Origin of the sequence: Aquamicrobium segne (assembly GCF_042656785.1) — a bacterium.
Taxonomy (GTDB): domain Bacteria; phylum Pseudomonadota; class Alphaproteobacteria; order Rhizobiales; family Rhizobiaceae; genus Mesorhizobium; species Mesorhizobium segne.
Genome location: NZ_JBHSLL010000046.1, coordinates 33,158 through 46,201, shown reverse-complemented (window position 1 = coordinate 46,201; position 13,044 = coordinate 33,158). Strand labels below are relative to the sequence as shown.

General features: G+C 55.3%; 10 protein-coding genes. 7 read left to right on the top strand and 3 right to left on the bottom strand.

The features are described 5' to 3' along the window. Positions 1-165 precede the first annotated feature (165 nt). Together ACFPLB_RS13170 and ACFPLB_RS13165 are read right to left on the bottom strand one after the other, a co-directional pair. Positions 166-1,092 (bottom strand): glutaminase, encoded by a 927-nt coding sequence (locus ACFPLB_RS13170; protein ID WP_378230345.1) that lies wholly within the window; start codon positions 1,090-1,092, stop codon positions 166-168. Between the two features lie 18 nt (positions 1,093-1,110). Beyond that, positions 1,111-2,268 (bottom strand): pyridoxal phosphate-dependent aminotransferase, encoded by a 1,158-nt coding sequence (locus tag ACFPLB_RS13165; protein ID WP_378230344.1) that lies wholly within the window; start codon positions 2,266-2,268, stop codon positions 1,111-1,113. A 144-nt stretch (positions 2,269-2,412) separates the two neighbouring features. Between ACFPLB_RS13165 and ACFPLB_RS13160 the strand changes: the two genes are divergently transcribed. The 7 genes from ACFPLB_RS13160 (at position 2,413) to ACFPLB_RS13130 (ending at position 9,379) form a co-directional block, all read left to right on the top strand. Beyond that, complete coding sequence (locus ACFPLB_RS13160) at positions 2,413-3,828, top strand: M48 family metalloprotease (protein ID WP_378230343.1); 1,416 nt, start codon at positions 2,413-2,415, stop codon at positions 3,826-3,828. 43 nt (positions 3,829-3,871) lie between these two features. Further along, positions 3,872-4,672, top strand: a complete 801-nt coding sequence (locus ACFPLB_RS13155) for a DsbA family protein (protein WP_378230342.1) — start codon at positions 3,872-3,874, stop codon at positions 4,670-4,672. A gap of 141 nt (positions 4,673-4,813) precedes the next feature. Then, complete coding sequence (aroQ, locus tag ACFPLB_RS13150) at positions 4,814-5,248, top strand: type II 3-dehydroquinate dehydratase (protein ID WP_378230341.1); 435 nt, start codon at positions 4,814-4,816, stop codon at positions 5,246-5,248. A 25-nt stretch (positions 5,249-5,273) separates the two neighbouring features. Next, positions 5,274-5,726 carry an acetyl-CoA carboxylase biotin carboxyl carrier protein gene (gene accB, locus ACFPLB_RS13145; RefSeq protein ID WP_378230340.1) on the top strand — a complete coding sequence of 151 codons (453 nt, stop codon included), beginning with the start codon at positions 5,274-5,276 and terminating at the stop codon, positions 5,724-5,726. An 11-nt stretch (positions 5,727-5,737) separates the two neighbouring features. Then, positions 5,738-7,108 (top strand): acetyl-CoA carboxylase biotin carboxylase subunit, encoded by a 1,371-nt coding sequence (gene accC / locus ACFPLB_RS13140; RefSeq protein WP_378230339.1) that lies wholly within the window; start codon positions 5,738-5,740, stop codon positions 7,106-7,108. Positions 7,109-7,353: 245 nt separating this feature from the next. Next, positions 7,354-7,974 carry a leucyl/phenylalanyl-tRNA--protein transferase gene (gene aat, locus ACFPLB_RS13135; RefSeq protein ID WP_378230337.1) on the top strand — a complete coding sequence of 207 codons (621 nt, stop codon included), beginning with the start codon at positions 7,354-7,356 and terminating at the stop codon, positions 7,972-7,974. Positions 7,975-8,026: 52 nt separating this feature from the next. Then, positions 8,027-9,379 carry a DNA polymerase IV gene (locus tag ACFPLB_RS13130; protein WP_378230335.1) on the top strand — a complete coding sequence of 451 codons (1,353 nt, stop codon included), beginning with the start codon at positions 8,027-8,029 and terminating at the stop codon, positions 9,377-9,379. On the opposite strand, the gene dnaE is transcribed toward ACFPLB_RS13130, so the two are convergent. Further along, positions 9,376-12,900: a DNA polymerase III subunit alpha gene (dnaE, locus tag ACFPLB_RS13125; protein WP_378230333.1), complete on the bottom strand. Its 3,525-nt coding sequence runs from the start codon at positions 12,898-12,900 to the stop codon at positions 9,376-9,378. The genes ACFPLB_RS13130 and dnaE overlap by 4 nt on opposite strands. Between the last annotated feature and the right edge of the window lie 144 nt (positions 12,901-13,044).

Sequence of the window (13,044 nt, the reverse complement as noted above, 5' to 3'; positions counted from 1 at the left end):
TGTCTGTACATGCACAGAATCTGATTTCAAAAATTTACGCAATACTCTGATTGGGTTTCGACCCTAAAGCGTGTCGCAATCTTTCAGATTCACGCGACCCGCTTTAAGCCTTTGTTTTACGCATGTCTTTATCCTGAAACTGGTTCCCAGTTCGGGAGACAGGCTTTAGCTTCCAAACACTGACCAGTTCATGACCCGGGCCAGTTTTTCCAGCGCCAACATACCCAGCTGCGAATTGCCCTGCCTGTTCAAGCCCGGCGACCAGACAGCAACAGACCCGACACCGGGCACAGTTCCCAAAATACCGCCGCCAACGCCACTTTTGGCAGGAATGCCAACCCGGAAGGCAAAATCGCCTGAGCCGTCATAATGGCCACAGGTCAGCATCAGGGCGCTGATACGCCGGGCGCGTTCTGCCGAGACAACCGAATGGCCGCCGGCACTGCGCCCCCTGTCGGCCAGAAACCGCCCGGCCAGCGCCAATTGGCAACAATTCATGGCAATGGCGCAATGGTGAAAATAGACCCCCAGCGCCAATTCGGGTGCATGATCGAGATTGCCAAATGATTTCATGTAATTGGCAAGCGCCACATTACGAAATCCAGTCGCACGTTCCGATGCTGCAACCATATGGTCGATGACAATGCTGTCGTCGTCAGCCAGAAATTGCACAAAGCGCAAGATTTCACCAATGGCTTCGCGGGGCTGATACCCGGCCAGCAGCGTGTCAGCCACAACAATTGCGCCTGCATTGATGAAGGGATTGCGCGGAACCGCGGCCTCATATTCAAGCTGAACGATGGAGTTGAACGGATTGCCGGAAGGCTCACGCCCGACCCTGCGCCACAGCCCGTCTCCCACCTTGCCAAGCGCCAGGGTGAGCGTAAAAACCTTGGAAATACTCTGGATTGAAAAAATATCCTGTGCATCACCGGCACTCAGCACCCGGCCATCAACCAACGCCACCGCAATTCCAAATCGGTTCGGGTCCACAGTCGCCAGTTCCGGGATATAATCTGCAACAGCGCCCCGGTCGGTTTGCACCGCCATTTCCGCAGCGATCTCATCCAGAACGCCCTGCAAATCCGGCACGATCACCCTCCCTTATCATCACGCATGATTTTTCAGCCAGCGCTCCAGACGCGCCAATGCTTCAACCATGTCGCTATTGCTACCAGCATAGGAAAATCTGATATAACGATGCCCCTGAAGTGGATCAAAATCCTTCCCTGGCGTTGCCGCCACATGCGCCTGCGCCAACATGCGCCCGGCAAATTCCATACTGTCATTGGTATGGCGGCTGACATCGCAAAAGGCGTAAAATGCGCCATCCATCGGGGCTGCCAGCGGAAAACCGAGTTCCGGCAGGCGTTGCATCAGCAATTGACGGTTTTGCGCATAGCGCGCTTTTACCGCCTCAAGCTCTTGCGTGGCTGAAAAAGCCTCAATGGCTGCAATCTGCGATAATTCCGGGGCCGAAATATAAAGGCTTTGCGCAATGCGCTCCACCGGCCGCACCAGTTCCTGCGGCAACACCATCCAGCCAATGCGCCAGCCCGTCATGCAATAATATTTGGAGAAAGAATTGATAACCGTCACATCCTCGCCATAGGCAAGTGCGGTCATATCAGGCACATCATAGGAAAGCCGGTGATAGATTTCGTCGGAAATCACCATAATGCCCAGATCACGGGCCGCATGAACCAGTTGCGTCAGTTCTGCTTGCGGGGTGACCGTGCCCGTAGGATTGGCCGGACTGGCAAACAGCACCCCCTTCAAGGGTTTTTTTGCATGTTGCGCGCGCAAATGTTCCGCCCCCAGAAAAGAGGCTCCCTGCAATTCGACTTCGACAACCTCAATGCCAAGGGCCGCCATGATGTTGCGATAGGCTGGATAGCCGGGAGCGGCAATAGCCACACGGTCACCCACATCAAACATGGCCAGAAACGCCAGATTGAAGGCGGCAGATGATCCTGTTGTCACGGCAATGCGCTCAGGCGAAATATCCAGGCCGTAATGTTCATGATAATGCTGCGCTATGGTCTGGCGCAGCCGCATGAGGCCAAGCGCATCCGTATAGCCGATGCGCCCACGCTCCAGTGCTTCAGCCGCCGCACGGCGCACAGCCTGCGGGGCCGGGTCCGATGGCTGGCCGACCGCCATGGAAATCACATCAACGCCTTGCGCAATCAGCCGGTTTGCACCAGCCAGAACATCCATGGCGTGAAACGGCTCAACCTGTCCACGATGTGACGACGACACACGCATCTGCAATCAACCTTGTTCCAAAATAGAGCGCCGGAAATGGCTTTGCGCCGCACAAATGCCCTATTGCTGTGGGGATCACAAGTTCATGAACTTTGCTTGAGTGTCTTTTCATCGCACAAAGGCTCAGCTACGAGTGGAGCGGAGATGACGAATCTGCCTGTAAAAAATATCCATTTTTTGGCAAAAATCGCCCCGGCAAGCTTCAGCAAGGCCGTGGCTGCGCTGTCAATTGGCGCCGCCCTGCTGGTTTCCACCTGCGCACAAGGTTTTGCGCAAGGCATTCCAGTTGTGCGCGATGCGGAAATCGAAGCGCTGGTGCGTGACTATTCCCGCCCGATCTTCAATGCTGCCGGTCTTTCAAAGTCCGGCATCCAGATCGTTCTGGTCAATGACAAAAGTTTTAACGCTTTCGTTGCCGGCCGGCGCATGTTCATCAATACCGGTGCCCTGATGCAGGCCGAGACACCAAACGAGATTATTGGCGTCATTGCCCATGAGGCCGGACATCTGGCCGGTGGCCACCAGCAAAGGCTGCGTGACCAGATTGCACGCTCGCAAACCATGGCCATCATTGCCGGCCTTTTAGGGGCTGGCGCCATTGTTGCCGGTGGCGCAACCGATAATCGCGGCCTTGCCGGGGCAGGTATCGGCCTTGCCACTGGCGGCAGCGAAGCCGCACGGCGCAGCCTTTTGTCTTATCAGCGCGGTGAAGAAATGGCGGCAGATCGCTCCGCCATTACCTATCTTGACAAGACCGGCCAGTCGGGTCGCGGCATGCTCACCACTTTCCAGCGGTTCCAGAGCGCCCTGTCGCTGTCGGGTGCACGGGTTGACCCTTACCGGATCAGCCACCCGATGCCACAGGATCGTATCTCCAATCTGCAAACGCTGATTCAGAAAAGTCCAAACTACAACAAGACGGATTCTGCCGCCCTGCAACAGCGCCATGACATGGCTCGCTTCAAGATTGCCGCCTATACGCAAGGTCAGGCTGCCGTCTCGCGCATGATGAGCAAAAGCCGGGGAAGCCTTGCCGCCCAATATGGCGATGCGCAACTCACCTATCTCAATGGCAATCTGCGATCCGCCCAGAGCAAGACCGATGCACTGCTGAAAGCGCAACCTAAAAATCCTTATTTTCACGAATTGCGCGGCGATATTTTGATGAAGGCGGGACGGCCAAAGGAGGCTGTCAACGCTTATGGCAAAGCCATTCAATATGATCAGGCAAAGTCCGGCCTGCTGCCGGTCATGCAGGGGCAGGCTTTGCTGGCAATCGGCACGCCCGACGCGGTCAAGCAGGCTATTGCGCAAATCAACAAGGGTCTGGCGCGCGACCGGGAAAATATTTCCGCCTATCGTTATCTGGCGCAAGCCTATGGCATGACCGGCAATGTTGCCGAAGCAGAACTGGCAACTGCCGAAGGTCATTATTACTCTGCCCGCTACCGGGATGCAGCAATCTTTGCTGCACGCGCCCAGACCCGGCTGAAACCCAAATCGCCCGCCTGGATGCGTGCGCAAGACATCATCAATCAGGGCAAATCAGCCCGCAGGTAACGCAATCTGGCGCCCTCCCATGCCTGAACAGGAAAGGGTCATCATGAAAAAAACGGTTCTGCTTGGAGTTTTGGCCCTATGCCTGGCACTGCTTGCCACCGGTTATATGGCGGGCAAGCGCGGCTATGAATCCGTATCGCCTGCTCATGCTCAATCGCTGGATCAACCACTGGCCCAATCACTGGATCGCGCCGCGGTTGAAACCATCATACGCGATTATCTTTTGACCAACCCGGAAGTGCTTTTGGAAGCTCAGGATGCGCTGGAAGCCAAGCAGCAGGAACAGCAGCGTCTGGCCAGCCTTGATACGATCGAGCAAAACAGCGCCGCCATTTTCAATTCCAGCTTTGATGGCGTCGTCGGCAATCCCGATGGCAAGATCACCATTGTGGAATTTTATGATTACAATTGCGGCTACTGCAAACGCGCCATGGATGATATGGACGCGCTAACCAGGGAAAATTCCGACCTGCGCTTCGTGCTCAAGGAATTTCCGATTTTAAGTGCGGATTCACAAAGGGCCAGCATTGTTTCCATGGCTTTTCATCTTCTTCAACCTGAAAAATATGATGAATTTCACCGCGCCTTGATGAGTGAAAAGGGTGGCGCTTCCGAAGAAACTGCCATCAAAATTGCCTTGTCGCTGGGGGTTGATGAGGCTGAATTGCGCGCAAAGATGCAGGACCCTTCCATTCCGCAGGCCCTTTCAGCAACCTATGAGCTGGCGACAAAACTTTCCATCACCGGCACCCCGTCTTATGTGGTGGGTGATGAGGTTGTGTTTGGCGCTCTGGGCAAGGCGGTTCTTTCGGAAAAAATTGCAGCAGTCAGAAAAGCTCTCTGAGGTAAAAACAGTTTTTGTATGAAATAACCTGCTGTGGACAGGTAAAGAAGCTGCTTGCGCTCTTTGCGCGGCTGCTTAAGCGCATTATAGAAGGTCCGATACGGATGGTAACATTCCTTTAAGCAGGACAAGGTCGGGATATTGAAAACTGTTTTTATTTTAAACGGTCCCAATCTGAACATGCTCGGCAAGCGCGAACCGTCCATCTATGGGACGCAGACGCTTGACGGCATTGCTGACCTTTGCCGTCAATCCGCTCAGGCTCTTGGATTGAAGACAGATTTTCGCCAGAGCAACCATGAAGGTGTTCTGGTTGACTGGATTCACGAGGCAGCCGACAAGGCGGTCGGCATCGTGCTTAATGCAGCAGCCTATACCCATACCTCAATTGCACTTTGCGATGCGATCAAGGCAGTTCAGCCCTTGCCCGTCGTGGAAGTTCATCTTTCCAACATACATGCCCGTGAAGCGTTTCGGCACGTTTCCATGATTGCGCCGAATGCTGCGGGAATGATCTGCGGCTTTGGCCCCCTCGGCTATACGCTGGCCTTGCAGGCTCTCGCCTCACGACTGTGACCGGCAACAACAAGAAGGCTCGACCATGACAAATAAGAAAACCGGTGTTGACCAACAACTTATCCGCGATCTTGCGGACATTCTCAATGACACCAATCTGACCGAAATCGAGGTCGAAAACGACGAATTCAAGGTGCGCATTTCGCGTCAGGCGCAGGCTGTGCATGCTGTTGCGCCAAGCTACGCACCTGCTGCCCCCCAGGCTGCACCCGCAGCCCCACCACCTGCCGCACCGGAAGCATCGAAAGACGCCGTGCCCTCGCCCATGGTCGGCACCGCCTATCTTGCACCGGCTCCAGGCGCCAAAGCCTTCATCGAGATTGGCCAGAAAGTCAGCGAAGGCCAGACTTTGCTGATCATCGAGGCCATGAAGACCATGAACCAGATTCCGGCCCCGCGCGCTGGAACAGTCACCGCCATTTTGATTGATGACGCGCAGCCGGTCGAATTTGGCCAGCCCCTGGTCGTAGTCGAGTAAGCTGAAGCGGCATGTTGCAAAAAATTCTCATAGCCAATCGAGGCGAAATCGCACTGCGGGTGCTCAGAGCCTGCAAGGAACTGGGTATCCAGACCGTTGTTGTCCACTCAACCGCCGATGCTGACGCCATGCATGTGCGTCTGGCTGATGAGGCTGTGTGCATTGGCCCACCGCCTTCACGCGACAGTTATCTCAACATCCACCAGATCGTCGCCGCCTGTGAAATCACCGGCGCCGACGCAGTTCATCCCGGCTACGGGTTCTTGTCGGAAAATGCCAAATTCTCCGACATTCTGGCTGCCCACAACATCACCTTCATCGGCCCGTCCGGCGACCATATCCGCATGATGGGCGACAAGATCGAAGCCAAGCGCACGGCAAAACGCCTTGGCATTCCTGTCGTTCCAGGCTCAGACGGCGCTGTCTCCGATGAGGGCGAGGCGCGCCGCATTGCAGCCGACATCGGCTATCCGGTCATCATCAAGGCTTCTGCCGGTGGTGGCGGACGCGGCATGAAAGTGGCCCATAGTGAGGCTGATCTGGAAGTGGCGCTGGCAACGGCCCGCTCGGAAGCCGGTGCAGCCTTCGGCGATGATGCTGTCTATATCGAAAAATATCTGGAAAAGCCGCGCCATATCGAATTGCAGGTCTTTGGCGACGGGGCTGGCAATGGCGTTCATTTCGGTGAACGTGACTGCTCATTGCAGCGCCGTCACCAGAAAGTCTGGGAAGAAGCGCTTTCCCCTGCCCTTAATGATGCCTCGCGTGAACATATCGGCACCATCTGCGCCAATGCAGTGGCTGAACTTGGCTATTCCGGGGCCGGTACGATCGAATTTCTCTATGAGAATGGCGAGTTCTATTTCATCGAAATGAACACCCGCCTTCAGGTGGAGCATCCGATCACGGAAGCCATCACCGGCATTGATCTCGTTCACGAGCAGATTCGCGTTGCTTCCGGCAGCGGCTTGTCCGTCAGGCAAAGCGATATTCGCTTTCAGGGTCATGCCATCGAGTGCCGGATCAATGCCGAGGATGCGCGCACCTTCGTTCCTTCGCCGGGAACCATCACCCATTTCCACACACCCGGCGGCTTAGGCATTCGTGTCGATTCCGGTGTCTATTCCGGCTATCGCATCCCGCCCTATTATGACAGCCTGATCGGCAAGCTGATCGTGCATGGTCGCAACCGCGTGGAATGCATGATGCGCCTGCGCCGTGCACTGGATGAATTTGTCGTGGACGGCATCAACACCACCTTGCCGCTGTTTCGCGATCTGGTCGGCAATCACGACATTGCCGATGGCAATTATGACATTCACTGGCTGGAAAAATATCTGGCTAAAGCATCGGACCAAAAAGTGGAATCGGTTTTTGGATAATTCCGATGCTCATTCAAAGAGTTAGAGCGTCCTTTGTGCGTCCGACAGGACGCACGGCGCTCTAGAGTATTTCTTGTTTTCATGGAAACATGACGAAATACTCTAAGCTCTTGTTTTAGCCGCATTTGTGCGACGTCAGATGATTCCATCTGACTGCAAAATGCTCTAGGAGCGAATAATCTGGTGGTAATCTCCATCACAGACCTTTTCTTCATCCCCCAAGGCAAGGGGGATGAAGAAGCGCCATGACCCGGCCTTTCGCCCCCGGCTTCAGCATCCCGACCGATCTTTTGCTGAAAGCCTATGCGTCTGGCGTATTTCCCATGGCCGAAAGCCAGTCAGACCCCGAGGTCTTCTGGGTGCGCCCGGAATCGCGCGGCATCATCCCGCTTGATGGCTTTCACATCCCCAAAAGCCTTGCCAAAAAACTGCGCCACAACCCGTTTGACATTCGCTTTGACACCAGTTTTGAGGCTGTCATCGATGCCTGCGCACAAAAGCGGGACATGCGCCCCTCGACATGGATCAACGGCCCGATCCGCGAGGCTTATGTCCAGCTTCACCATATCGGCCATTGCCATTGCGTCGAGGCATGGCGTGAAGGTCAACTGGTGGGCGGTCTTTACGGGGTCTCACTGGGGCGCGCCTTTTTCGGCGAAAGCATGTTTTCTACACAAAGCGATGCTTCCAAAGCCTGTCTCGTGGCGCTGGTGGAGCGGTTGCGGCAGCAGGGTTATCAGCTTCTCGATACGCAATTCACCACCGATCACCTCAAGCGCTTTGGCGCCATCGATGTGCCGCGCGCCGAATATGAGAAAATACTGACTGCGGCCCTTGCCGGCACCGCAACCTTCAATCCCGATTGAAACCTGCCCTTTGCTGACATAGTATGGGATATGTTCCTGATATGTTCGAGATATGGACACTCAAACCAACACTCCAGAACATGGCTTTTGCCGTGACTGCCTGACACCACAAACGGATGTGGTGCGACGCTGTGCGCGTTGCGGCAGCCCGCGACTGCTGCGCCACCCGGAACTTTACCGGCTGCATCTGGCCCATATTGATTGCGATGCTTTTTATGCCGCAGTCGAAAAACGTGACAATCCTGCCTTGAAGGACAAGCCCGTCATCATTGGCGGCGGCAAGCGCGGTGTGGTTTCAACCGCCTGCTATATTGCCCGCATCAATGGTGTGCGCTCGGCCATGCCGATGTTCAAGGCGCTGGAAGCCTGCCCGCAAGCCATCGTCATCAAGCCCAATATGGAAAAATATGCACAAGTCGGGCGTGACGTGCGGCAAATGATGCAGGAACTGACGCCACAGGTTGAGCCGATTTCCATCGACGAAGCCTTTCTGGATCTGGCCGGCACCCAGCGGCTGCACAATATGCCGCCGGCGCTGGTGCTGGCGCGTTTTATTACACGTCTGGAAAAAGAAATCGGCATCACAGCCTCGGTCGGCCTGTCCTATTGCAAGTTTTTAGCCAAGGTGGCCTCGGATTTTCGCAAACCGCGCGGCTTTTCTGTCATTGGCGAGGCGGAGGCGCTGGAATTTCTAAAACCCCAGCCTGTCACCATGATCTGGGGGGTCGGCAAGGCGTTTGCTTCCATGCTGGAGCGCGATGCTATCCGCACCATCGGTCAGCTTCAAACCATGAATCAGGCAGAGCTGATGCGCAATTATGGCAGCATGGGCATCCGCCTCTATCATTTGTCACGCGGGAGCGATGCGCGTCAGGTTACACGTGAGCGTGATACCAAGAGTATTTCGGCAGAAACCACTTTCGATCAGGATTTCGGCAATTCTGACGATCTGGTCCCGGTCTTGCGGGCCTTGTCGGAAAAAGTGTCGGAACGGCTGAAAAAAGCAGATCTGGCCGGACGCACCGTGGTACTGAAACTCAAGACTGCTGATTTCAAGACCCGCACCCGCAATCGTCAGCTTAACGACCCCACCCGTCTGGCCGACCGTATTTTTGCCACCGGGCTGGAACTGCTGCGCAAGGAAATCAACGGAACGAAATACCGTCTGCTTGGCATTGGCGTGGCTGATCTGTGTGATGCTGAAAAAGCCGATCCACCTGATCTGGTCGATATTCAGTCACACAAGCGGGCGCTGGCCGAAGAGGCGATGGACAGGTTGCGTAACAAATTCGGCCGCGCTGCCGTCGAAACAGGCTATACTTTTGGCAAGGGCCATCGCGGCAAACCTGTCCGGACAGGCGAGGAACAAGAGCCCGATATACGCCACCCATGGGAGCGGAATTAAACCAGTTCGACCTCAACCACCCCGGAAACCGCGCCAATAGCGGAAGCAATGCTTGGGTCGATACGGTAGCGCCTGGGCAGTTCCACCTCGATTTCGCCCTGCCCTTCATCCTTGAGGACAACGATACTCACCTGCCCCTCCCCATTTTGTGAAAGACGGGTGGCAAGTGAGCCAATGGGGGCCGCACCACGCACAAAAATACGCAGCATTTTTTGCACCCGACTGGCAGCATCATCAAGTGAGCGCGCTCCTTGAATGCGCAAATTGACGCCTTCTGGCCGGTCTTCTGCACCAACTTCGATGACCACTGATTTTCCCGCTTCAAAAAGATCGCGATATTGCGCCAGAGTTTCGGAAAACATCACCGCTTCAAACTGGCCGGTGGTATCGGACAGGCTGATCACGCCCATCTTGTTGCCGGTTCGGGTCTTGCGCTCCTGTTTGGAGGTCACGGTTCCGGCCAGACGCCCGGCGGAGGCTCCGCGTTTGACAGCCGCCTCAAAGTCAGTCCAGTTTTGCACCCGCATCTTTTGCAAAACCTGCTTATATTCATCCAGCGGATGGGCAGAAAGATAAAAGCCCACCACCTGAAATTCACGGTGCAGGCGTTCCGTTGGCAACCATGGCTCCATGACAGGCAGGCTAAGCGCATTGGATTGCGCGCCAAGCGAGGCCCCAAAAATATCGCCCTGCCCGGATGTTGCATTTTGCTGGGCAAGGGCCGCCAGCCCCATCATGCGCTCAACGCCTGCCATCAGGGCCGCACGCTCATGCCCGAAACAGTCAAAAGCACCCGAAACAATCAGGCTTTCAAACACGCGCTTGCCAACAATTCTGGGGTCGATGCGCTCACAAAAATCGGCAAGGCTGGTGAACTGACCTTCAGCGCGCCTTGCCACAATATGATCAACGGCTGCCTCGCCAACCCCTTTAAGCGCTGCCAGCGAGTAAAAAATCCTGTTTTCGCCCACTTCAAAGTCGCGAAAACTGGTTTGCACTGAAGGCGGCACCACTTCGATACCAAGGCGCAGGGCATCTTGCCGGAAATCGGCCAGCTTGTCGGTATTGTTCAGGTCGAGCGTCATGGAGGCCGCCAGAAACTCAACCGGATAATGCGCTTTCAGATAGGCCGTCTGGTAAGACACCATGGCATAAGCGGCCGCGTGCGACTTGTTGAAACCATAGTCGGCAAATTTGGCAAGCAGATCAAAAATGGAATTGGCCTGTGGTTTGGCCACTCCACGCTCGACCGCACCTGACACGAAGCGTTCGCGCTGCTGATCCATCTCGGCGCGGATTTTCTTGCCCATGGCGCGGCGCAACAGATCGGCTTCACCAAGCGAATAACCGGCCAGTTCCTGCGCAATCTGCATGACCTGTTCCTGATAAACGATGACGCCTTGCGTCTCCTTCACCAGATGGTCGATCTTGGGATGAATAGAGGCTGTTTCCTCCTCACCATGCTTTCGGGCATTATAGACGGGGATATTTTCCATCGGGCCGGGGCGATAAAGCGCCACCAACGCAATAATATCTTCAATACAGTCGGGGCGCATTCCAATCAGCGCCTTGCGCATACCTGCCGATTCAATCTGGAAGACACCAACCGTTTCGGCCCGAGACAGCATTTCATAGGTCAATTGATCATCCAGCGGCAGCCTGGACAGATCAATTTCAACACCGCGGCGGCGAATGAGTTTGATCGCCGTTTCCAGAACAGTCAGCGTCTTCAGGCCAAGAAAGTCGAATTTTACCAGCCCGGCATCTTCCACCTTCTTCATGTTGAACTGGGTAACAGGCATGTCTGAGCGCGGATCGCGATACATCGGCACCAGTTCCCACAAGGGCCGGTCGCCAATGACGATACCGGCCGCATGGGTGGAAGCGTGGCGATAAAGCCCTTCCAGCTTTTGCGCCATCTCCAGAAGTGTTTCAACAATCGGCTCTTTTTCAACCTCTTCGGCAAAGCGCGGCTCAGCCTTGATAGCGTCTTTCAGCTTGACCGGATTGGCCGGATTGGCGGGCACCATCTTGCACAGCCGGTCAACCAGACCGTAAGGCATTTGCAGAACACGGCCCACATCACGCAGAACGGCACGTGCCTGAAGCGTTCCAAAAGTGATGATCTGGCCGACCTGATCACGGCCATATTTTTTTTGCACATAGCGGATCACCTCCTCGCGGCGGTCCTGGCAAAAGTCGATATCGAAGTCCGGCATCGAAACACGATCCGGGTTGAGAAAACGCTCAAACAGCAGTGAAAAATGCAACGGGTCAATATCGGTAATGGTCAGCGCATAAGCCACCAGCGAGCCAGCACCCGAACCGCGCCCCGGTCCGACCGGAATGCCTTGTGCCTTTGCCCATTTGATGAAGTCGGCCACGATCAGAAAATAGCCGGGAAATTTCATCCGCTCGATAATGCCAAGCTCGAATTCCAGCCGCTCCTGATAATCCTCAATTGTGTGGCCAGCAGAGGGAGCGTGCGCATCAAGGCGGCGGGCCAGACCTTCACGTGCCTGCCGCTTTAATTCCTCGGCTTCCGCGCGCTCTGCTGCCTCCGCATCCTGCCCATTTGCGCTGATCCCATCGACACTGGTAAATCGCGGCAGGATCGGCTTGCGACCTTTTGGAAAATAAGAACAGCGCATGGCGATCTCGACCGTATTGTCGAGCGCCTCAGGCAGATCAGCAAACAAAGCCGCCATTTCAGCCTGTGATTTCAGATAATTATCCGGAGACAGGCGGCGGCGATCGTCCACCGCAATCACCGAGCCTTCGGCAATGGCAATCAGCGCATCATGCGCCTCATAATCGTCACGCTGGAGGAAAAACGCCTGATTGGTGGCCACCAGCGGCAATTCATGGCGGTAAGCAAGATCAATGGTGCGTTGCTCAACCGTGCGATCATAACCACCCATGCGCTCCAGTTCCACATAGAGCCGGTCGCCAAACAGGTTTTTCAAGAAAAGCAGTCGTGTTTCAGCCAGTTCGGCCCGATCTGCCTTCAGCGCGCTGCCAATCGGTCCAAGCGGCCCGCCGGTCAGGCAAATCAGACTGGGGCAATATTGCGCCAGCATTTTACTGGTCACATGCACCGGCTCCCCCGAAGGCGTATCAAGATAGGCATGGCTGACGAGGCGTACCAGATTGGCATAGCCTTCTTCATTGGCGGCAATCAGCACCACAGGCGTGGTTACAGGACCCATTTTGCGCCGGTCGCGCTGCGCGTCGACAGCTTCTTCTGAAAAACTTAAATCAAGCTGGCAGCCCATAAGCGGCTGGATGCCGTCTTTTGTGGTTCTTTGCGCAAATTCCAGTGCACCAAACAGATTATTCGTATCGGTAATGGCAATTGCCGGACATTTGTCTTTGAGCGCATGGCCGACAATGGCGCCAAGCTGGAGCGCCCCTTCCAGCAGCGAATAGGCAGAATGAACCCGCAAATGGATGAACAGGTTACCCGATGCAGCATCCTCTGAGGCTGTCGTCTTTTCATTTGCAGGCTGATCATGGGGCATATGTTACAAACCGGGATTCTTTTTTAAGGAGCCTTATAATCGCAACGCAGCCACATGTGTCCAGACCTGACCCTGGCAGGCACTTCAAAATACCCGCATGTAGCTGGCATGACTTGCACCTGCATCTCTTGCTGCTAGTTTGGG

Coding starts and splice junctions, on each gene's coding strand:
- ACFPLB_RS13165 (WP_378230344.1), bottom strand. CDS start 2,268: ATGCGTGTGTCGTCGTCACATCGTGGACAGGTTGAGCCGTTTCACGCC.
- ACFPLB_RS13160 (WP_378230343.1), top strand. CDS start 2,413: ATGACGAATCTGCCTGTAAAAAATATCCATTTTTTGGCAAAAATCGCC.
- ACFPLB_RS13155 (WP_378230342.1), top strand. CDS start 3,872: ATGAAAAAAACGGTTCTGCTTGGAGTTTTGGCCCTATGCCTGGCACTG.
- accB (WP_378230340.1), top strand. CDS start 5,274: ATGACAAATAAGAAAACCGGTGTTGACCAACAACTTATCCGCGATCTT.
- accC (WP_378230339.1), top strand. CDS start 5,738: ATGTTGCAAAAAATTCTCATAGCCAATCGAGGCGAAATCGCACTGCGG.
- aat (WP_378230337.1), top strand. CDS start 7,354: ATGACCCGGCCTTTCGCCCCCGGCTTCAGCATCCCGACCGATCTTTTG.
- ACFPLB_RS13130 (WP_378230335.1), top strand. CDS start 8,027: ATGGACACTCAAACCAACACTCCAGAACATGGCTTTTGCCGTGACTGC.
- dnaE (WP_378230333.1), bottom strand. CDS start 12,900: ATGCCCCATGATCAGCCTGCAAATGAAAAGACGACAGCCTCAGAGGAT.